At 39.3% G+C, this 18,378-nt stretch carries 28 protein-coding genes; 9 read left to right on the top strand and 19 right to left on the bottom strand.

Annotated features, from left to right (window positions below; all coding sequences use genetic code 11):
* Nucleotides 1–61: 61 nt before the first annotated feature.
* The 10 genes from OM33_RS08485 to OM33_RS08445 form a co-directional block, all read right to left on the bottom strand.
* Entirely contained in the window at nt 62–976 is a 915-nt protein-coding gene (locus OM33_RS08485; protein WP_038640845.1) for a S49 family peptidase, read from the bottom strand.
* A 3-nt stretch (nt 977–979) separates the two neighbouring features.
* The gene (locus OM33_RS08480; RefSeq protein WP_038640843.1) at nt 980–2,227 is read right to left on the bottom strand and encodes a phage portal protein; all 1,248 of its coding nucleotides are present in this window, start codon (nt 2,225–2,227) and stop codon (nt 980–982) included.
* Complete coding sequence (locus OM33_RS22525) at nt 2,227–2,385, bottom strand: hypothetical protein (protein WP_199922428.1); 159 nt, start codon at nt 2,383–2,385, stop codon at nt 2,227–2,229. Before OM33_RS22525 ends, OM33_RS08480 begins: the two co-directional genes overlap by 1 nt.
* Nucleotides 2,379–4,091 carry a terminase large subunit gene (locus OM33_RS08475; protein ID WP_038640841.1) on the bottom strand — a complete coding sequence of 571 codons (1,713 nt, stop codon included), beginning with the start codon at nt 4,089–4,091 and terminating at the stop codon, nt 2,379–2,381. Before OM33_RS08475 ends, OM33_RS22525 begins: the two co-directional genes overlap by 7 nt.
* 3 nt (nt 4,092–4,094) lie before the next feature.
* Entirely contained in the window at nt 4,095–4,520 is a 426-nt protein-coding gene (locus OM33_RS08470; RefSeq protein ID WP_038640839.1) for a phage terminase small subunit P27 family, read from the bottom strand.
* Nucleotides 4,521–4,641: 121 nt separating this feature from the next.
* Nucleotides 4,642–5,073, bottom strand: coding sequence for an HNH endonuclease (locus tag OM33_RS23050; protein ID WP_038640837.1), 432 nt, complete (start codon nt 5,071–5,073; stop codon nt 4,642–4,644).
* Nucleotides 5,073–5,387, bottom strand: a complete 315-nt coding sequence (locus OM33_RS08460) for a hypothetical protein (protein ID WP_038640836.1) — start codon at nt 5,385–5,387, stop codon at nt 5,073–5,075. The genes OM33_RS23050 and OM33_RS08460 overlap by 1 nt, the downstream gene beginning before the upstream one ends.
* A gap of 161 nt (nt 5,388–5,548) precedes the next feature.
* Entirely contained in the window at nt 5,549–5,839 is a 291-nt protein-coding gene (locus OM33_RS08455; RefSeq protein WP_038640834.1) for a hypothetical protein, read from the bottom strand.
* Complete coding sequence (locus OM33_RS08450; RefSeq protein WP_038640832.1) at nt 5,832–6,413, bottom strand: alpha/beta hydrolase; 582 nt, start codon at nt 6,411–6,413, stop codon at nt 5,832–5,834. The genes OM33_RS08455 and OM33_RS08450 overlap by 8 nt, the downstream gene beginning before the upstream one ends.
* Nucleotides 6,410–6,841, bottom strand: a complete 432-nt coding sequence (locus OM33_RS08445) for a M15 family metallopeptidase domain-containing protein (protein ID WP_038640830.1) — start codon at nt 6,839–6,841, stop codon at nt 6,410–6,412. The genes OM33_RS08450 and OM33_RS08445 overlap by 4 nt, the downstream gene beginning before the upstream one ends.
* A 418-nt stretch (nt 6,842–7,259) precedes the next feature.
* Between OM33_RS08445 and OM33_RS08440 the strand changes: the two genes are divergently transcribed.
* Nucleotides 7,260–8,228: a DUF6694 family lipoprotein gene (locus tag OM33_RS08440; protein WP_038640829.1), complete on the top strand. Its 969-nt coding sequence runs from the start codon at nt 7,260–7,262 to the stop codon at nt 8,226–8,228.
* Nucleotides 8,229–8,263: 35 nt separating this feature from the next.
* Here OM33_RS08440 and OM33_RS08435 read toward each other — a convergent pair whose 3' ends face one another.
* The 8 genes from OM33_RS08435 to OM33_RS08405 all read right to left on the bottom strand — a co-directional run bounded on the left by OM33_RS08435 (nt 8,264) and on the right by OM33_RS08405 (nt 12,409).
* Nucleotides 8,264–8,635 carry a hypothetical protein gene (locus OM33_RS08435; protein WP_038640827.1) on the bottom strand — a complete coding sequence of 124 codons (372 nt, stop codon included), beginning with the start codon at nt 8,633–8,635 and terminating at the stop codon, nt 8,264–8,266.
* The gene (locus OM33_RS08430; protein ID WP_038640825.1) at nt 8,613–8,837 is read right to left on the bottom strand and encodes a helix-turn-helix domain-containing protein; all 225 of its coding nucleotides are present in this window, start codon (nt 8,835–8,837) and stop codon (nt 8,613–8,615) included. Before OM33_RS08430 ends, OM33_RS08435 begins: the two co-directional genes overlap by 23 nt.
* Before the next feature lie 53 nt (nt 8,838–8,890).
* Entirely contained in the window at nt 8,891–10,129 is a 1,239-nt protein-coding gene (locus OM33_RS08425; protein ID WP_038640823.1) for a tyrosine-type recombinase/integrase, read from the bottom strand.
* Complete coding sequence (locus tag OM33_RS22520; protein WP_199922427.1) at nt 10,116–10,292, bottom strand: hypothetical protein; 177 nt, start codon at nt 10,290–10,292, stop codon at nt 10,116–10,118. Before OM33_RS22520 ends, OM33_RS08425 begins: the two co-directional genes overlap by 14 nt.
* Nucleotides 10,279–10,527, bottom strand: coding sequence for a hypothetical protein (locus tag OM33_RS08420; RefSeq protein ID WP_038640821.1), 249 nt, complete (start codon nt 10,525–10,527; stop codon nt 10,279–10,281). Before OM33_RS08420 ends, OM33_RS22520 begins: the two co-directional genes overlap by 14 nt.
* Nucleotides 10,524–11,183 (bottom strand): replication protein P, encoded by a 660-nt coding sequence (locus OM33_RS08415; RefSeq protein ID WP_052140948.1) that lies wholly within the window; start codon nt 11,181–11,183, stop codon nt 10,524–10,526. Before OM33_RS08415 ends, OM33_RS08420 begins: the two co-directional genes overlap by 4 nt.
* A gap of 8 nt (nt 11,184–11,191) precedes the next feature.
* A complete protein-coding gene (locus OM33_RS22515; RefSeq protein ID WP_052140947.1) occupies nt 11,192–12,019 on the bottom strand; it encodes a helix-turn-helix domain-containing protein in 828 nt (275 codons plus the stop codon).
* 177 nt (nt 12,020–12,196) lie between these two features.
* The gene (locus tag OM33_RS08405; protein WP_038640819.1) at nt 12,197–12,409 is read right to left on the bottom strand and encodes a hypothetical protein; all 213 of its coding nucleotides are present in this window, start codon (nt 12,407–12,409) and stop codon (nt 12,197–12,199) included.
* Between the two features lie 192 nt (nt 12,410–12,601).
* Here OM33_RS08405 and OM33_RS08400 point away from each other — a divergent pair, with 192 nt between their 5' ends.
* Complete coding sequence (locus OM33_RS08400; RefSeq protein WP_199922426.1) at nt 12,602–13,051, top strand: hypothetical protein; 450 nt, start codon at nt 12,602–12,604, stop codon at nt 13,049–13,051.
* Between the two features lie 96 nt (nt 13,052–13,147).
* Here the strand turns inward: OM33_RS08400 and OM33_RS08395 are convergent, their stop codons facing one another.
* Nucleotides 13,148–13,450: a hypothetical protein gene (locus OM33_RS08395; RefSeq protein WP_038640815.1), complete on the bottom strand. Its 303-nt coding sequence runs from the start codon at nt 13,448–13,450 to the stop codon at nt 13,148–13,150.
* Between the two features lie 863 nt (nt 13,451–14,313).
* Here OM33_RS08395 and OM33_RS22510 point away from each other — a divergent pair.
* The 7 genes from OM33_RS22510 to OM33_RS08360 all read left to right on the top strand — a co-directional run bounded on the left by OM33_RS22510 (nt 14,314) and on the right by OM33_RS08360 (nt 18,349).
* On the top strand, nt 14,314–14,475 hold the full coding sequence (locus tag OM33_RS22510) for a hypothetical protein (RefSeq protein WP_199922425.1): 162 nt from the start codon (nt 14,314–14,316) through the stop codon (nt 14,473–14,475).
* Nucleotides 14,475–15,074 carry a single-stranded DNA-binding protein gene (gene ssb, locus OM33_RS08385; protein WP_052140946.1) on the top strand — a complete coding sequence of 200 codons (600 nt, stop codon included), beginning with the start codon at nt 14,475–14,477 and terminating at the stop codon, nt 15,072–15,074. The genes OM33_RS22510 and ssb overlap by 1 nt, the downstream gene beginning before the upstream one ends.
* A gap of 10 nt (nt 15,075–15,084) precedes the next feature.
* Entirely contained in the window at nt 15,085–15,354 is a 270-nt protein-coding gene (locus OM33_RS08380; protein WP_038640811.1) for a hypothetical protein, read from the top strand.
* An 87-nt stretch (nt 15,355–15,441) separates the two neighbouring features.
* On the top strand, nt 15,442–16,350 hold the full coding sequence (gene rdgC / locus OM33_RS08375) for a recombination-associated protein RdgC (protein WP_038640809.1): 909 nt from the start codon (nt 15,442–15,444) through the stop codon (nt 16,348–16,350).
* Entirely contained in the window at nt 16,343–16,918 is a 576-nt protein-coding gene (locus tag OM33_RS08370; protein ID WP_038640806.1) for an MT-A70 family methyltransferase, read from the top strand. The genes rdgC and OM33_RS08370 overlap by 8 nt, the downstream gene beginning before the upstream one ends.
* Complete coding sequence (locus OM33_RS08365; protein WP_038640804.1) at nt 16,915–17,118, top strand: hypothetical protein; 204 nt, start codon at nt 16,915–16,917, stop codon at nt 17,116–17,118. The genes OM33_RS08370 and OM33_RS08365 overlap by 4 nt, the downstream gene beginning before the upstream one ends.
* The gene (locus tag OM33_RS08360; RefSeq protein ID WP_052140945.1) at nt 17,099–18,349 is read left to right on the top strand and encodes a site-specific integrase; all 1,251 of its coding nucleotides are present in this window, start codon (nt 17,099–17,101) and stop codon (nt 18,347–18,349) included. Before OM33_RS08365 ends, OM33_RS08360 begins: the two co-directional genes overlap by 20 nt.
* The last annotated feature ends 29 nt before the right edge of the window (nt 18,350–18,378 follow it).

Raw genomic sequence — 18,378 nt, 5'->3', positions numbered from 1 at the left:
TATGTTTATAAAACAAAAAAGGCCGCTGTAAGCGACCCTTGTTAAAAACTCTGCCGCGAGGCTAGAGCTGTGTTTGCATACGCATGTGCGCTGCTTGAATAGAGATGGTTGGTTGTTGTGTTTGACTAGCAACAATACGTGATGCAATTGAATTCACTGCTTCTTGCGGTGTACTCAACGTATCAGCTAAGCCTAGCTTTATAGCTTCTTCACCTTCAAAACAGTCAGCTTCCGTGTTGATAGCTTCATCAATTGAAATGTTTCTATATCGACTAATCGCATCAGTGAACTTTTGATAGGTTTTATCCATATCAAGTTCAATCGAAAGTCTTTCTTCATCTGTCATTGCTACATCAGGTTGGCGATCAACTTTACGGGCGCCACGGTAAAAAGTATGTATATCTACATTTTGTTCTTCATACCATTTAGACAAATCATAGCGTTTAGTATAAACACCAACGGAACCGACACCACCTGTATCTGAAAGAATAATTTCTGTACAAGCTGCTGCAATTAAGTAGGCACCGGAGTAGGCATTGAAATTAACTATTGCTCGAATAGGCTTCTTATCTCTGTTTTGATAGATATACTCAGCAAGCTCAAACGCACCTTGCGCACTGCCACCGCCAGAATTTATATCAAGAGCAATCTCTTTTACAGAATCATCATTTAATGCTTTGGATAGTTGGTTACGTATCAACTCATAACTTGTAACTTCTGTGCATGCTTGTGTAATTAAACCCCGTCTTGGTACTAACACACCATGCACACAAATAATTGCCAAGTTTTGACTCTGCTCAGGACTGCCTATTGATTGTACTTCCATATCTCGCGCACTTAGCCGGGATTCATCAATTGGCAAATTGAACATCTTACCTTTTAAGAAAGACGCAATCATATCTGAAACACTGGAGGTTGCTAATAATGGCTTATTAAAAGCCATTTCAGCAAGATGAATATAGTTTACTTGAGGCATAGGTTACCTTTCTAAAATGGTTCTAATTTCTTTGATTTGATCAGAAGTGGCCGTATTCATTTGCTGGTGTGTATCAATGTTTTTCGAATCAACCATGTTAAGTGGAGTTAAATATTTATCACCACCTTGAATTGGAGGTAAGTTTTCAAGTCTGCGAATATCATTTACTGATAACCAACCCCATTGTCGAGCAGTTGCATAAGCTGTATAGCGACCTTGCAGGTCACCACGCACCAAGCTTGCAACATTAAATTCTATAAAATAGTCTTTACGCTCTGCAGGTAAAAGTAAGTCTCGGCGCATTGCCGATTCCCAACGTTTCAACCACGGCATTAAACCGTAAATAACGAAGTTCAGTGATTGCTGTTCTATTGATTTATAAGATTCACCAGCGCTTTCACTCAGCATCGAAAGTGGCACGCCATATAAACGAGATATATCAGCAACGCCCATTTTTCGCGCTTCAATCAGTTGCGCTTGTTCGTTACTCATTGCCATTTGCTTATAGGTCATGCCTTCTTGCAACATGGCAACGCTGAACATATTCCTTAAACCTGAATGCTTTTCAGTAAAAGAACTTACAACCTTGTTAACACCGTCTTGCGTTTTTATTGTGCCTGCATCTTTTGGTCTTTCAATCACACCTGATAACGTGGTGCCATTTGAAAACACTTTTGAAGCATGTTCTTCAACGGCTGATGCAAGACCAATTGAATCAGCACTAGTTTGTAATGGTGAAAGGCCTTGAAAACCGTCCATTGAAAACGCTTTAACATGGTGAACCATTCGCATTGGTAAAGTTTCATTTTCATCAGGCAAAAAATAGTACGGTAAACCATCCTTACCTTTTAAAATTTGAACCTTGCTGCGATGGATCGGAATTAGCTCTTTGATATTCTGCTTTCTATCACGCTCAATCAGGGCAATATGGTTACCGTTTAAGCCTAAGAAACCTTGACCTGTTTCAAAATACTCAAATGCTGAATCTTTTTGATTAGGCTGGTTTCGAAGCAGATCATAAAGTGGATGCTCTAATGCCTTTTCTCGCTGATCACCGTCACGTTTATAAACATGACAAGGCAATTGCGCTGTTGATTCAGCAAGTAAAGTAACTGCTCTGCGAAGACCTGAAAGCGCTAACGCAGACTTAGCATCAACTGCAACGCCAGACTTTGCATATGTAGATGATGAAGCAGGCGCAACAGATAAGTTACCACTACTATTACTACCCCATAAATTTGAAAAAAACATTATTCAGCCTTTGGTGCTTTTGATAATAAGTAAGAAAAAACAGTTAGGAAAACACCCAAACAAATCGCACCAAGTGCCGGATTAAATTGATAAAAACCAAACGACATGAGAAGTGCACCGGCTAGGCCAACAACAAAACTAATTGCATCCTTTAACATCCAACTTCCCCTGAGTCATAAATTGAATCTTCTTCTTGAGGCTGTGCAGATTGATACATTGCCTCACCCATAGCCATCATTAGCGCAACGGCACCATCGATTTTATTTTTATCTTTCTGTTTAATTGGTCGAACAACATCATCATTACCTGGCATGTGTTTACCAATCACATTGGATATATGCCAAGTTAAGATTGAATTGCCATCATGGTGAAAACGACCTGAGTTTACAGCCGCTTCTAACTCTTTCATTGGATCTGATAGATTTGTGTAATTCTGAGTAATGGTTACAACATCTAAGCCTTCATCCATTAGATGATGCGCTAAGTTGGTTGCACCATGAGGATCAAGCGGCACTCGAACACAAGGCGTTTCTAAGTGCGATGCAACGATATCATCTTGAATTTCACGATAATCAATTTCAGCACCTTCAGTAACACTCAATAATTTTGCATTGATATACTTTTGAAAGCGCTCACCTAATCCACGATCTTCATTATCGTAAGCAGTGTCATAAGGGATCCAAAACTGAGGCGCAATGCAATACCAGTGACGTTTACCATCAATAAATTTCCAAAAGATGCGAACCTTTGAGTTCATATCAAGTTTACGAGCTAAGTCACACGCTTGAACGCAGTCTTCGCCTCTGAATTGTTCAATGGAAAGCGTTCTATCTTCACACGCTTTCCATTTCTCCATATTGAAATAGGCCTCTTTCGCTGAAACCCAAACATTCAAATGCTTTGTTTTAAATCGGTTTGTAAATCTAGGTCTTGCTATTGCTTTTTTCTGCTGACTTAGCAAGTAATCAGCTTTAACTGAAACACCGTAGTTAGGATTGGCTTTAATTAAAACTTCTGGTTTGGTCCAATCATCATCAGGATCAATGCCGTAAATTAATGCAAACAGTTCGTCATCAATATTGCCATGAAGCATTTCAATAGAACGTTGTTCTAAATCGTGACAAGGGCTCTCGATATTGTCACCAGCCGTTGTGATAACAAGCATTAAAGGTTGTTCACGCGCACCCATACCAGTATTGAACGTATCATACTGATCATCTGATTGATGTTCGTGATATTCATCGATAATGCCTAAGTGTGGTGAGCTACCATCACCAGGCTGACCGATAACAGGCTCAAATACAGAACCATCCGCACGAGTCATTTTTTTTGCGTGAACATGCAAACCGAAACGTTTACGTAAAGATGGAAGTTTTTCGGCCATTAACTTTGCTGGCTTAAAAACTTCCCACGCCTGTTTTTCGTTTGTTGCACCACAATAAACTTCAGAGCCGTATTCATCGTCAGCACATAAGCCATATAGACCAGCACCTGCAGCAATAGCTGATTTGCCGTTCTTTCGTGGTACTTTTAGGTATAACTCTCGAAAACGGCGTGTATTGTCTTTTTTTCTTACCCAACCGTAGCCAACAGCAAAAAAGAAAAGCTGCCAAGGCTCTAACGTAATTTTTAAACGCCTTCTAAGCCACTCGCCTTTTGTGTGTGGTAGCTTTTGAACAAACCGACAAACTCTTTCAGCCTTATCTTTATCAAATCGATAAGGGTATATTTTATCAGTCTGCTTTTTTAAATCTTCTAAATGTCGCTTACATGCAAGTACAGTTAATTGGCTAGCCGGAATTTTGCCAGCGACAATATCACGAGCGTATTTGTTAGCCGCGTTAACGTTCGGATATGAAGACATAAATTAAAATTCATCAAATTCATTCTCTTCGTCTTCGCTTTTACCACCGCTAAGCATTCGTGCTCTCGACATTGGATTTAAGCCAAGTAAAGATCCTGTTCTTGTTAATTGTGAGATCGCATCATTGCGTACATTGACTAATGGATGCTTTTTTAAACCGCCCTGACCTGACTCAGTCCAGTAAGTACCAGCCAACTCCTGATCACATTGCAGCATCATGGCGAATGCGTTGCAGTATGCAAGAAGCAAAATTGCATCTTCTTGAGCGTAACTGTTACGTTTAATCAGTATTTTACTGTTAGTTTTCCAGCACTCTTTTGCCATTTCGTTGATTAATTCAGGTGGTGGAGCAACGCGCTTAATTTCAGCATCACCAACAGCAAGATCGCCTTTTGCTCTGCCTGCTCCAGGTGATCTAACTGCTGTCATAAAAACCTCAACTAATGACTAAAAAACAAACAAAAAACCCTCAAAAAAAAGTTTCTTATTTTTTTCATGTAAAAATCTGTGTTCGGGGCTGTACTATATCGGAGGTTTCCCCCTGACAATTTTATGCCCCCTCCCTATATTTCAATACAGATGTGTGGCCGTATCGCTTCAAAATTTGCTGTTTAGTCTTACCAACTTCCCAACCTGTCTTTTCGTTTGCGCATTCTTTACAGAAACACGAAAGGTTTGATAGTGATTCGTCACCACCTTTTGAAGCAGGAACTATGTGCTCAGCAATAACACCTTGTTTAACTATGCTCGGGTTACCAAGCAAGCAGTTCAAACAAAGAAAGTTCGCAAGGCTTTTAACCTTTGGAGCTATGTGGTGTTTCCATTCGTTAGTTTGATAAACCAGTTTCCCTTTCTTCTTTAGGTCTTTTCTGTATTTACCAAACCCTTTGTTATCTGCATGCTGGTCACAATAACCATGACGATGAGTTGTCGAGTTCCCACACCCAGATTGCCTACACCTTTTAGGTATGGCTCTTGGCATCAGTCGGTAACCTTCGGGATTAACTGATTAATAGCATCAAGCATCTTGCCATTATTCTCTGCGTTAACAGTTGCAGGATCAGAAGCACTAACACCACTTTCATCAAGAACAGCTTCAATCGTTCCATCTGACTTTTTAACAAACTTAAACTTGAGTTTGTCATAGTCCTTACTGTTGTAGACTGTGGCTTTGCAGCAAACAATTGAACCATCAGCCTGAACCATTGGCTCTAATGAATACTCTGTTGTACCCATAGACGACGAACAACCAGCAACAACGATTGTTACCAGTAAAGCAATTAATAGTCTTAACATAATGGACCTATAGCAGTGTGTTAACGATAGCGATTAGTGTGCATGCAGATGTGACACTAAGTGATGAGAATATGAGTAAAACCAATGACCAATAAACTTCTTCCTTGCCGCTAGCTATTTGCATCAGGCAATGGTTTATTTTGTCGATTAGTTTGTTCATGTTATTTACGATCTAACTCGCGCTCAATGTCCGTTACTCTTCGCTTTAATGAGACAACTTCACTTTGAAGCTCTAAGCGATACTTAGTGGCAGAGTCAAAACGACCTTTTAACTCAACCAAAATGACATTTTGACTTAAAAGTCGCTCTTCTATCCGAGCATACTGTATTTGACTATCACTTACTGTTTTAGCCATCCACCCGAGAATGCCTAGTATTAAAGTTGAAAATATTGCGAGTACCCACTTCTCAAATGAAAGCACTTCATTATTGTTATTATTAGAACTAGGCATCACTTCTCAACTTACTTACTAAACTCTTTCCAAACCAAAGCTTAAGTTGCTCTGGTTGTAACGCTTCTGAATGACCAAAGATAATATTGCTCATATCAAAATTGGTAACGCGATCATCTTTACGGCCTGTATAACCGGTTGCTCCCATCGCACCCCACTTACACATTCCGATTGTTAGCCAGCGCACGGCTCGTGAAATCTTTACTGGCTTATCATGCTTGGTCCAGTAAACGACAATTTTTCGAATGTTCTTAGGGAATACGTAATCAGACTTAAGGGCAGGATTAATCAGAATTAATGTATCAATCTGTGCACCTAACTCAGCAGCTCGAACCGCGATTGCTGCACCATTACTATGTGCAACAACACAATCACCAGGCTTTAATTGAGACTTAAGTGCTTGCCCTAAGTTATGGTTAAACAGCACAACACCAACTAAACCTAAATGACCATAATCAAAATCAATTGGAGCAAAGCCAGCTTGTAAGATGTATTGGCTTGTATTATCGATAGTAGCTGCGCCACCATCTTCTACATTAAAACCGTGTACTTTAAATACTCGTTTCATATTCATACTGGCACCAATTCAAAATGAGGTAAGTCTATAAAGCGTTCGTCACTCGTGCGGCCATCAGAATCCCAATCGCCACCCCAACGCAACTTGTGTTTAATCTTTCCAGCTTTTAAAAGCTCATCAGCTATTGCGCATACATAACCGGCAAACTTTGAAAACGCTTTTTCATCGTTCCAATCTGTATTGCGAAGCTCTGAGAAGTAAGGACCAGCATCAACAGCCATGCTTGGCTTTTTATTATGTTTAGAATCAGGCCAAGCAAGCTGTGATAAACCTTTCTTTAATGCAATGTTTTGCATTTGTTTGTCACGGTGACCGCATAAGATTGAGTGGTCATAACCACGCTCAATAACAGTATTGAAAATTAACTGAAGGTCAGTGTGACAAGTAGCTAACCGCTGGCTAGAAACTCTTGAGTATGCCGCCATTGATTAACTCCTATAATACTTATTTAGTTGTGGCTAACTGAATGCGTTAATTGGGTGCCAACCAAAAGCTAATGAATCCTTTCAAGCCGCCTCTAGATTTCCCAAATAAAAAACCCGCCATAAAGACGGGTTTTGATTGGGACATCAACAATGGAAATAATAGAAAACTCTGTAGCTGTAACTCTCGCGAGCTTATAAATATTGTGCCATTTTAAGCCTAAAAATATAGGTCGCTTTGTGTCACTTAACACGCCACATATGGCGTGCATATCCAGCTAATAGCGGTTACTACTGTTTTTCGAGTGAAAACAACGTTGCTTTAAATCAAATTAACAACATTTCAATTTGTATATCTAATAACTCTTGTTTAATGTGTATTAGCAATATGTAACTAAATATAAGTAAAAGGAATTCTGAAATGAAAAAGTTATTAATACCTTTAGCGCTCATCACTTTGTCTGGTTGTTTTGGACCTGCAAAATTCGATTCAACTGACCAATCATCAATTCAATCTTCTACTCAAGCAGTTATAGAGTCATTACCAGAAGCAGATCGTCCTGAGTTTAAGAAAGCAATCATGTATTACTCTATTGGTGGTAAAGAAGGTTTTTCAAATATGCTGGGCGCTGCTTTCTCTGGCGCTGACAAAGCCATATCAAAAGAGACAATGATTGTCGCAAACCTAGCCGACATCAATGGTCTAACCGGTCAAGAAATATTAACCAAATACAGGGCTCAGTTAGAGCAAAATAAAATCGAAGCAGCCGAAAGAAAAGCAAAGCTAGAAGAAAAGCAAAAGCAGATGATTCGTGAAATGGAAGAGCAAACAGCTCGAAGAAATAAAGAGCGGGAAAACACCAGAAAAGTTATAACGCTAGAAAAAGAAGCTAAAAAATTACTAGAAAATAATAAATTTAAAGAGGCTATAGCAAAATATGAAGAAATGGCCAAAGTTGATTCTGGTGCTGAGAAATCACAAGAAGGTATTGATAAAACAATCCAAGCAATGAATGACTTTGAAGAAAAGTTAGATTACATCAACAAAATTGAATTAACAGAGTTTACTGCCAAGCGAATAGATACATATTCAAAGAAAGGTGTTCCAGCGGTTCGCTTATCACTCAAAAACAATGGTGAGCGCTCCTTGGATAAAGTTAAAATCGTGGTCTATTTCAAAGATAAGGATGACAACGTTATTTATGAAGAAGACTATTTGCCAGTTTTAGTAAGCCGCTATTCATTTGGAAATAACAAACCTCTTAAACCTGGTTACGTTCGTGAGCAAGAAAAAGGCAAGTATTACACTCTAGATTCAGCACTATCAAATTGGAAAGAGGGCAACGCCTCAGCACGAATAGTAGATATAGAATTTTCGAGCAACCTTTAATTTAATTAGGCGTGAGCTATCAAACACTCACGCCTTTACCGCAACATCACCAGTAAAGCATTCTCTGCATGCATTAAAAGCAATTCGGAATCACGCTTATTCTTAGCTTTTAAATAACTTGTAAACTCATCGCCTCTCAAACGCTTTGTGTACCAAGCCATAATTGCAATTTTATATGGCGTCTTTAACTGATCAATTAATGCTGTGGTCATTTGAATATGTTCAGGGGCTTGAATCGAGCTTGATGAATCAAATAAATGCAGGTCAGAGGAAAACCAGCCACCCAGCTCGCAAACTTCTCTTAAGCGATCAACATTTGATTTACTAGCATAGCCACCAACCTTCTCATGATTACGCCAGAAACCGCCCCACACTTTTAACTCTTTACGCAGCTTTTTGATGTCCATTGTTTTCCATATCCTCAATTTGTGTAATGCTTAACCCAAGTGTGTCCGTCACAATACCCCGAAGGTCATCATAAGGTATCGATACTTCACCTTTCTCCCAACGTTGATAACTTCTCAAACTTCTGCCGTACAGCTTCGCAACTTCTTCCTGTGTGTACTCTCGAAACTTTCGAGCTTTTCTTAAAATTTCAAACCCACGCATGCTTTTAAATTTTCCTCTACTGTAAATTCTTAAATTCCTGTTTAGCCCTTTATTTATGCGCTTTTAAGGTATGCACTAAAATCTGGCTGTGTCGGCATTGTGTCGGAGCTAACCGCGATTAATAATTGTGATAATCGTGCATGCCAATTCTCAATCGCAACACGTTTGCGATCTTCTAAATCAGTCTGAATATATGTATTACCAAGCTTGCCAAGGGAGTGATTAATAAGTTTCTCACCCACCACATAATCCACATTCATTTCAGCCCAGCAACTACGCGCAAGCTTTCTTAAATCGTGGGCTGTCCACTCACCTTTTGACACAGCAAGCACCAAATCATGTGCCGTGTTATCACCCATGCCACCGAATTTTTCAGGGAACAAATAAACGCCCTTATAACCATTTAACTTTTGGTTGTTTTGGTGCTCAGCAATCGCTTCAAGCACAAATGTCGTTACTGGCAATGTAAGTGGCTCTTTGGTTTTGGTAACGTCTGCAGGAATTAATAAAACGGGCTTATCTTCTAACGCAAACCAGTCATAGCGAATGTTCGCCGTTTCCATCTTGCGTGTGCCATAGCAAAGCATCAGCAATAAATACAAATAACTTTGTTTTGGTCCTAACTTAATGGCCGCAACAGTTTGCGCCAATTTACTGGTTGGCAACTTGCCTTGCTTTGGCAAAATCTTTGTTTTGATGTAATCACTAAACGCAGTTGTGGCTAGCGGGTTAACTTCAAGCATTTTCAAATCACTGGCACGAGAAAACGCTTCTTTCAAAACTTTAAAATACTTTTGAATAGTTGAAAGCTGTTTATTCTCAATCAGCATTGGTTGCACAAACAAATCATTAAGCGCGGCAGGCGTTAACTCTTTTATGGCTAAATCGCCCAATTTAGGGATCAAATGTTTACTAACAGCGCTAACATTACCCGCCTTGGTGCTGTCTTTAATTTCATGGTTCACTGACTGATTATCGATATACCAGTTCAACAACTGCGCCACGTTCTCAAAGTGATCACAACTCGCACTAGCATCATTTAGCAAATCAGCAACAATATTGATCGCATTTTCTCGTATAGCATTAATGTTTTTAAAAGGCTCAACACAAACGCCAATCTTTTTGCGTTTTGTTTTACCTTCCTTGTTATACTCAGCTAGGCAGCTGCATTGTGTACGGCCAGCATTAATACGCAAAAGCAAAGGCGTTTTATCGTCTTTTAACTCAGTTACTTTGGCGTTTTTTAAATGGCGCTCAATACTGGCCTTAGTTATTTTTTCACGAACGCGCATCTAAAACCTCAACCGCAACGCATGGATGAAAGCTCATGGTTTTACTGTTTTTTAATAATCTGACAGGAATTAACTGGTTCTTCTCTTTACCAGAAACAGCAAAGTGCTGACCTGTTCTAACTAAAATAAAACGCTCACCAACACTTAAATCACGCAGCTTCATTGTTCGCTCCAATTAACTCATAACGGTAAACACCATCAGCATCGCGCAAACACAAAATATTGTGGCAACCATGCTTAGCTTTTCTTAAATCTCGAATGCGCGCAGTAATTTGCGTGAACGGGCTCACATTTAATTCACGTACTAAGTCCATCGCGCTATATCGGCCACCACGTTTAAGTACAGCTAATGTTTTTGCATTCAAAGATGACTTACACATAGTTTGTTCAACACTCATGCGGCCTTACCTCGCTTCAAGTTTTTACGCATTTCCGCTAAGCGCGAAGCGGCTGTTTCTTTACTGGCCTTAACAAATACCGTTTCGGGCAAGGCAAGCGGAATTTCTAAACTTAAGTCCTCACCATTTATCACTCTGCGAACTGCAATGTCGTAGTTACGATTAAATAATTTTTCAACACTAGCCGCATCTTGATTTTTAAACGCCCACGAACCTGTTGCGCGCATCGCCACATAAACCGCAGGATGGCTAAACTCTTCATTTTCAGGGAAACGGTTTTTGCTAATAGCCTCACGAAATGCCAGCACATGTGTTGGCATACCAAAATCTTCAGGTGTGGGTGTGCACCACTGGCAAAATTGACCAATTGACGGTAAAAACGGTTTACCCCACTGACGCGCCTTGCGTAAACCATGACTTAACTGCGCTTTAGACGTTATTCCATTATCCAAAAAGCCTTTTAACCACGTTTTTTTTATTTGCGACTCATCAGCGCCCGACACCGCCCACGCAGGGAAAATGGCTTTAAGTTCACCAAACAGCTGATCAAACAACGCCGCAACTTCAGGGCTGACCGATTTTTGCTGAATCACCGGCTTAACGTTGTGTTGTTTCATTGCCAACCCATTTGAAACCATTGATTGAATACTTTGCATAACGCCCCCTAAAGTCCTAAATCTTTATACCAATTCGGATCTGCAACAGCCTGACTGCTCGGTCCAGAAAACGATTTATTGTCGTAATTACCCTCGATAATTTTCACAAAATTAGATTCTTTAGTTATCCAATCAAATGTGGCCTGCCAAGAAGAAGTTTTCCCCATTAAAAAATCACTGTTGCTAACAGCATCAAAGAAATCTCGCCAAGCATTTAGAGTTTTCAATTCTTGTTTGGTCCTTGCGGTAATAGCGCTAATACGAGTGCTTGTTAATTTTTTTACTTTTGGCAAGGAAGGAAGAAACTGATTAAAGAGTTCAACTATTTGCTCAGCTGAAAAATCTGCTTTACCCAAATTACAAATATTTTCATTGATTGGTTCTAAAGAGTGACTGGTTCTCTGTGAAATAGGATCACTACTCGTTAGTGAATTAGGATCACTACTAGGTGAATTAGGTTTACTACTATGTGAAAGTTTTTCACTAGTGTTTTCTTCTGCTTCTTCCTCTAGTGGTGAAAAATTTTCACACCCAGCTTTATTTTGGGTGCGCTGAACTTTTGGCCACTTGTCCGGGTGCAGGAAGTAAAGATTACTCTGATTTCTATCAGCCGCTGTTTTACGTTGCTTAATGGATATAAAGCCCATCGCTGCCAACTTGCCTAAATGCGTAATCACAGATCTTCTAGTTGTTTCACATATGTCAGCCAAGTGCTGATGACTTGGCCATGCAATACCTTGATCATTAGCATTATCAGCCAGCTTAACTAGAATTAATTTGCGAAGTGAATTACCCACTTCGGTGTCTAGTGCTTTCGCAGTAAGCTCCATGCTCATAGAGAACCCCCTACACAGCAAAGGTTGATAATTAAATTTCTAGATGCCATACTTATCTCCGTTGGATGAGGCCCGTAATCACTTTGGTCGGTAAGTACGGGCTTTGTTTTATCTGTTAGCTGCCGAACTTCGTGCAGCTTTCCTTTCTCCTTTCAGTCACCAATCCATTGGCAACTACTAGGCCGCATTTGAATACTTTCTGATTTCGTTAAGTAATGGGTGCTTCTCTACTTCTAGAATTTTCTCAGCTGTTTTGACCGTTACATTAGGTGATGCTTCGTTCGATAGTTGATATAGTCGAGTGCGAGAAACTCCAGTGACTTGAGAGTATTCGTCAACTCTATTTTCTCTAATGGCTCTTTTAATTGCAGAAACGATTATGCTATTCATTTTTGAAACACTTATTTTTATTACTGATACAGTATTTTGTATTTTATATTTAAATTGTCAACATGATATTTCTGAATTTCAAATAAACCATTGATACAATTGATTAATTTATTTTTCACTGTATAAATAAACAGTTCAATAGTAGGTATTGTGTTGCTATGATTTATAAAATTTATTTTTGTGGCTTTGAAAGTGGACTCTAAAACAGCATTGGTACAGAACTTAAAAAAGTTAAAAAAAGTTACTGGGTTAAACAATAAAGAGATTTGCGCTCTTGCTGCAGATAATGGTGATCATATCCTACATGGAAACACTGTTACGAATGTATTAGCTGGAAAAGACTTCCAATCAAAAACTATTGATGCATTCGCCGCAGCATTCAATGTGTCCCCTGGGGACATGATTAACCCTTTAGGATTTAATGATGAAGGAAAGCCAATAGATAAAGGTGAAGCTTTCCCAATGGATGCAGTTGAAACGGCGATAGACTGCGTGTTAAACATTTGTCATCTTGCAGGTGTTGAAGATAGGGCTTGGATTAATGCTACAATCAAAGAAGCGGCACATGAGTATATACAAAGTGGTCCAGATGCTGCTCATGGCTATGTTTTAACAAAGCTAAAAGGCAGTAATGTTAACTGATATTGCTAGTTTCATTTGAGTTAATTTATTTTGATAATGAAAAACCCCGAGCTTTATGCTTGGGGTTTTTTGTGAAATCAGTCAGATAGTTCTAGGCTATTGATTCGAATTTACGTAACTTGCGAAATTTTTCGCATTAAATTTTGATGTGTTTTGTCTCTTTTTAATCTCCGTTCTAATTCTGGTTGCGGCATCCAGTAACCGCATATCACATTCCTCTTTAGATTTGGATCTTAAAACAGCATCTACTACCTCTTCCGCAGCATTATAGAATTCTTCAGTAACGATAACTTTATTACCTAAGAGCCCTTTGCTTTTGGCGTGCTGATAACTTTTCTTTAATAAATGAAAAATAGAAACAAGAACAATTACAACGGTTATAGCCAATAAAATATCCATATTAACCCTTATATTTTTTAAGTAATTTAGTTAACCCAGGTAGGGAACAGCTTATAGCAAACATCCCATTGATTGTTGGGATGATGTAGCCATATATCTCAGCGGTAAAAGTTAAGTCAAAATACTGCCTGTCAATATATCGCAAAAGCCAAGTTATTATTAGAGATATAGATAGTGCTAAAGCCAAGAAGTATTGGCTATTAATTATCAACCCTTTTGACCACAGCTTTAGCAAGATGAATAAAAAAAGCAGCTCACAGATTGAGTAGTAAAAATAGCGATAAGCAATAAAGGGATCTAGTGACTTAATAAATTCATGAGTTTGCCAACCTAAGAACATAAACAAACAAACTAGCATTGAGTATAAAAACCATTGCGCGTCTTTAGTTAACAAGGCAACTAAAGCGGATAATGCGGTTAGAAATGTATAAAAGTCATAGGTAACGTAATTTATTAGAGTCATTGTCCCTTCCTTAAGAATGTTTTAGAGGCTAATCATTACGAACTTCATCAGTGCCATTATCACCACCTGGAATGTAAGAATATTTATGTTTCATGTCATTTCTCCTGCTTGAGTTGATTGTAAAAATACACAAACATTAGAACCCATACACTTTTCTTTATCAAGAAATTAAAATAATTATATTCACAACTTTCCAGAAAAAGCTTTTAAAACAGAGGTTTAACAACCTTACCAACTTTAAAACTGTTAACAAACAACAATTCGCGTTTAATTTATTTGTATTTTTATGGTTGACCAACAGCTATTGATACACTAATCTGTATCACAAGACCTGTTGAGGCACCTCTAGAACTCAGCTAGGCGCTAACAGATAAAACCAAAACCGACCAAGGAAAAACAAATGAAATCAATGACAGATTCAATGATGTACAAAGGTGGTAACAGTTGCCGAGCAGACAAAGAGAGAAAGCAAAAACAGTTACAATACACTGTTCGCTTAATTTCTTATCTTGCACTAGCAGTTGTAGCATGTGCGCTTCCATTAATAGGAGTAATGGCATAATGAGCCGAGGGATAAACAAAGTGATCCTCGTAGGAAATATGGGGCAGGATCCTGAAGTTAGATATATGCCAAATGGCAATGCTGTAGCAAATATTACTCTTGCAACATCTGAGAGCTACAAGGATAAGAACACGGGCCAGATGGTTGATAAAACTGAATGGCATCGCGTTGTATTTTTCGGCAAGGTGGCAGAAGTGGTTGGCGAATACTGCCGCAAAGGTTCGCAAATTTATATTGAAGGTAAATTGCAAACACGGAAATGGCAGGATCAACAAGGCCAAGACAAATACACCACAGAAATAGTAGTTGATGGCTTCACCGGTCAAATGCAAATGCTAGGCGGTCGCAGTGAAAACGCAACAAATAGTGTAGGTGGTTTTCAAGGTCAACAAAATCAACAGTCAGGTTTTGCACCGCAGCAAGCCGGATCAGGCTTTAATCAACAACCAAGCAAATCAGCGCCAGCATTACAAAGCGCCAGCCACAGCGCGTATCAAGGTGGCCCATCACACCCAATGGAGCCACCAATGGATTTTGATGACGATATCCCATTTGCGCCTATTGGCCTGCAGTACCCTAATTTACTTTTATGCATATAAGGAGATAGCTATGTTTGCTGTTCAAGGTGTGTGTTTGAGTCATTGTAAAAAGAAAGCTGAGAAAGAAATCATGCGATTAAGAGGTGATGATGCACCTAAATCCCCTGAAGAATACAAGCAAAAACTAGATGCGATTACGAATGAAATTTTTAAGAAAGCGAAGCCACAGCTTGTAAGTGGTGAATTAGCATCACCTGACTCAATACCCGAATATATCGGGCTTGCACAAAAATCGGGGGGGATATCGCGGCCTAAGAGGTGTAAAAAAGGTCGAACGTAAAGATGCCAAAGGCAACGTGGTAATCAGCAAAGCAACAAAGAAACCTATGTGGGACTGGGTTCCATTCAACTAAATAAGGAAATATCTATGTGGTTCAACAACCTAATTGCATATCGCTTCAAACAAGATACACAGTTTGACCAAGAAAAATTTGAACAAGCGCTTGCGCAAGATAAATTTCGCCAATGCGCAGCGCAAGACCTAAGCACCTTTGGCTGGTCTAACGCGCTTGGCAAGTTCGGCAACGCCCTTTCACACTTTTCAGCGGATAAAATACTAGTCTGCGCAAAGCGCGAAGAAAAAGTATTACCGCCAACCGTGATCAATGACTTGCTAGCTGCAAAAATTGACGAAATCGAATCAACGGAACACCGTCCTGTTAAGAAAAAAGAAAAAGACGAGTTAAAAGAAAATCTCATTCATTCTTTACTACCGCAGGCGTTCACCAAACCATCATTTACATTTGCCTTTATTGATATGGCAAAAGGCTGGTTAGTAGTAAACACCATAAGCTTTAATAAAGCAGAAGAACTACTTGCCCTACTTCGCAAATCACTCGGTTCGCTGCCAGTAGTACCCGCGTTTGTAAATCATGACATAGGCCTATTCTTAACTAAATGGTTAAGCACAAACCAAGCGCCAGCTCAATTTTCTATTGGGTATGACGCTGAACTAGTTGAGCCAGAAGAAAAAGGCGCAAAAGTCGTATTAAAACAGCTTGATTTAACCGCTGATGAAATTCAAACCCATTTACACAATGGCAAAGCAGTTACCAAATTATCACTTGATTGGCAAGAACGTATCAGCTTCACCCTGCAAGAAGATGGTTCAATTAAACGCCTAGCGTACGCAGAACTGTTAAAAGAAGAAAACGCTGACATTCCAAAAGAAGATATGGCACAAAAGCTTGATGCTGATTTTATTTTGGTAACGTCAGAGCTCATTCTACTTTTAGAGCAATTAACCGCTTCATTGGGAGAGCCTGAAAGTGTTTGATGAGTTTAAAGGTCAGAAGTTCAACCTTATTTATGCAGATCCAGCGTGGCAGTTTAGCAACAAAAAAACCGGCGGCTCAATGACTTCAGGTGCTGAGCATCAATATAAATCAGTAATGGGTATTGAAGATATTAAAGCTATGCCCGTGGCTGATATCGCGGCAGATAATTGCATACTTGTTATGTGGTGGGTTAATTCGATGCCATCTGAAGCATTAGAGGTTGTTAAAGCGTGGGGCTTCGAACTAAAAAATATGAATGGTTTTGTGTGGAATAAGTTAACCAAAAAATTCAAACCGTTCTTTGGTATGGGGTTTTATACACGCGCTGGCAGCGAGTCAGCATTAATTGCAATTAAGGGTAAGCCGCAAATTGCTTCAAGAAGTGTACGGGCTGTTGGCTCATATCCAGTAAGAGAGCACAGCCGCAAACCTGATGAGTTTCGAAAGAGGTGCGATAACTTAGCTGGTAACGTTAATAAAATTGAGCTATTTGCCCGCGAAAGCTCGCCAGGTTGGTCGAGCTGGGGAAATGAAGTTAATAAATTTAGTGATAAGGTGGCAGCATGAAAGCATATATTCAGTTCGGTTGGGTACTCCCAACAATATTTGAGCAATACAAAGGCATCACCAAGGATGCATTAGATAAGAAACGCAAAACCGGAAAGCTGATTGAAGGTATTCACTTCAAAAAAGCTGATGACGGCCGCATCTATTACCATTACGAAAACTATGATGAGTATGTAGAGCATGGACTTAGAGCTGCTTAAAGAGCATTGCAAGAAATATCCTGGTGTTGAATTACATGGTAAGAAGATTCGTATTGAATTTTCTTACCGTGGAGTTCGCTGTAAAGAAGGATTAAACTTTCAACCAACCAAGGCCAACCTAAAAGCAGCTTATAATTTGCGAGTCGCAGTGCTTCATGAAATATCAGTAGGCACTTTCGACTATGCTGAGCGCTTTCCAAATTCTAAAAAGGCAGCACAGTTTTCTAATACTCAAAAGATACCGACTGTAAATGAAGCAATGGAAAAGTGGCTTAGTATTAAAGAACAAACAACTGCACACAGCACTTTTAGAGCGTATAAATCCAAGGTAAGAACTCATATTCTGCCAATTTGGGGAATGCACCGGCTAGATCAGATAAAGCCAAGTGAATTGAAGAAGTGGGTAACTATTGACTTGCATCATTTAGCAAACAAAACGATCAACGAAACACTAATACCGTTTCGCGGCATTTATAATGATGCGTTGGCAGACAGAATAATCAAACACTCACCTTTTGAGTTTATAGACAATTTAGAAGTTGTGAGCACAGATTGTGATCCATTTGAGCGTTCGGAGATTGATAAAATAGCTAACACTGCCACAAATAGAATTCAGGAGTTGAATGCGTTTTTATTTAATTGTTGGACAGGCTTGCGTTTAAGTGAACTTTTAGCGCTAGCTTGGGAAGATGTGGATCTTAATAAAGGAATAATCAAAGTAAAACGTGCGGTTGTTAGGGGCAATTATAAAGTCCCAAAAACCAGAGAGTCAGTTCGCACAATCAATTTGATAGGGCCAGCACTTGATGTTCTTAAGAAGCAAAAACAATACAGCTTTCTGTCAGAGAAACATGAGATCGATGTTATACAAGAAGATAATAAAACCAAAGTTAAGCAAATGGTTCAATTTGTCTTCATACATTCACTAACGGGTAAACCCTTCCGGTTCGGTGATAAATTTCGGGATGGATTCTTTAATACACATATTAAAAAATCGGGAGTACGATATAGAGGCCCAAGCCAAGCGCGACACACTTTTGCTAGTCAGCTATTAACTGCTGGCATTAACGAAAGATGGATCTGTGTCCAAATGGGACACACTTCTATCAAGATGCTAGAAAAGCATTATGGTAAATGGATGGAAAGTGAAGTGCCAGATATGGCTCAAAGGGTAACTAAAATATTAGGGTTTTCCGTACAAAACACCCCAATAGCGTCCCAGCTAAAATGAAAAAACCCGTAACTCATTGAGTTACGGGC

Origin of the sequence: Pseudoalteromonas piratica (genome assembly GCF_000788395.1) — a bacterium.
Taxonomy (GTDB): domain Bacteria; phylum Pseudomonadota; class Gammaproteobacteria; order Enterobacterales; family Alteromonadaceae; genus Pseudoalteromonas; species Pseudoalteromonas piratica.
This window is presented reverse-complemented; position numbering and strand designations above follow the sequence as displayed.

Coding starts and splice junctions, on each gene's coding strand:
- OM33_RS08485 (WP_038640845.1), bottom strand. CDS start 976: ATGCCTCAAGTAAACTATATTCATCTTGCTGAAATGGCTTTTAATAAG.
- OM33_RS08480 (WP_038640843.1), bottom strand. CDS start 2,227: ATGTTTTTTTCAAATTTATGGGGTAGTAATAGTAGTGGTAACTTATCT.
- OM33_RS22525 (WP_199922428.1), bottom strand. CDS start 2,385: ATGTTAAAGGATGCAATTAGTTTTGTTGTTGGCCTAGCCGGTGCACTT.
- OM33_RS08475 (WP_038640841.1), bottom strand. CDS start 4,091: ATGTCTTCATATCCGAACGTTAACGCGGCTAACAAATACGCTCGTGAT.
- OM33_RS08470 (WP_038640839.1), bottom strand. CDS start 4,520: ATGACAGCAGTTAGATCACCTGGAGCAGGCAGAGCAAAAGGCGATCTT.
- OM33_RS23050 (WP_038640837.1), bottom strand. CDS start 5,073: ATGCCAAGAGCCATACCTAAAAGGTGTAGGCAATCTGGGTGTGGGAAC.
- OM33_RS08460 (WP_038640836.1), bottom strand. CDS start 5,387: ATGTTAAGACTATTAATTGCTTTACTGGTAACAATCGTTGTTGCTGGT.
- OM33_RS08455 (WP_038640834.1), bottom strand. CDS start 5,839: ATGCCTAGTTCTAATAATAACAATAATGAAGTGCTTTCATTTGAGAAG.
- OM33_RS08450 (WP_038640832.1), bottom strand. CDS start 6,413: ATGAATATGAAACGAGTATTTAAAGTACACGGTTTTAATGTAGAAGAT.
- OM33_RS08445 (WP_038640830.1), bottom strand. CDS start 6,841: ATGGCGGCATACTCAAGAGTTTCTAGCCAGCGGTTAGCTACTTGTCAC.
- OM33_RS08440 (WP_038640829.1), top strand. CDS start 7,260: ATGAAAAAGTTATTAATACCTTTAGCGCTCATCACTTTGTCTGGTTGT.
- OM33_RS08435 (WP_038640827.1), bottom strand. CDS start 8,635: ATGGACATCAAAAAGCTGCGTAAAGAGTTAAAAGTGTGGGGCGGTTTC.
- OM33_RS08430 (WP_038640825.1), bottom strand. CDS start 8,837: ATGCGTGGGTTTGAAATTTTAAGAAAAGCTCGAAAGTTTCGAGAGTAC.
- OM33_RS08425 (WP_038640823.1), bottom strand. CDS start 10,129: ATGCGCGTTCGTGAAAAAATAACTAAGGCCAGTATTGAGCGCCATTTA.
- OM33_RS22520 (WP_199922427.1), bottom strand. CDS start 10,292: ATGAAGCTGCGTGATTTAAGTGTTGGTGAGCGTTTTATTTTAGTTAGA.
- OM33_RS08420 (WP_038640821.1), bottom strand. CDS start 10,527: ATGAGTGTTGAACAAACTATGTGTAAGTCATCTTTGAATGCAAAAACA.
- OM33_RS08415 (WP_052140948.1), bottom strand. CDS start 11,183: ATGCAAAGTATTCAATCAATGGTTTCAAATGGGTTGGCAATGAAACAA.
- OM33_RS22515 (WP_052140947.1), bottom strand. CDS start 12,019: ATGAGCATGGAGCTTACTGCGAAAGCACTAGACACCGAAGTGGGTAAT.
- OM33_RS08405 (WP_038640819.1), bottom strand. CDS start 12,409: ATGAATAGCATAATCGTTTCTGCAATTAAAAGAGCCATTAGAGAAAAT.
- OM33_RS08395 (WP_038640815.1), bottom strand. CDS start 13,450: ATGGATATTTTATTGGCTATAACCGTTGTAATTGTTCTTGTTTCTATT.
- OM33_RS22510 (WP_199922425.1), top strand. CDS start 14,314: ATGAAATCAATGACAGATTCAATGATGTACAAAGGTGGTAACAGTTGC.
- ssb (WP_052140946.1), top strand. CDS start 14,475: ATGAGCCGAGGGATAAACAAAGTGATCCTCGTAGGAAATATGGGGCAG.
- OM33_RS08380 (WP_038640811.1), top strand. CDS start 15,085: ATGTTTGCTGTTCAAGGTGTGTGTTTGAGTCATTGTAAAAAGAAAGCT.
- rdgC (WP_038640809.1), top strand. CDS start 15,442: ATGTGGTTCAACAACCTAATTGCATATCGCTTCAAACAAGATACACAG.
- OM33_RS08365 (WP_038640804.1), top strand. CDS start 16,915: ATGAAAGCATATATTCAGTTCGGTTGGGTACTCCCAACAATATTTGAG.
- OM33_RS08360 (WP_052140945.1), top strand. CDS start 17,099: ATGGACTTAGAGCTGCTTAAAGAGCATTGCAAGAAATATCCTGGTGTT.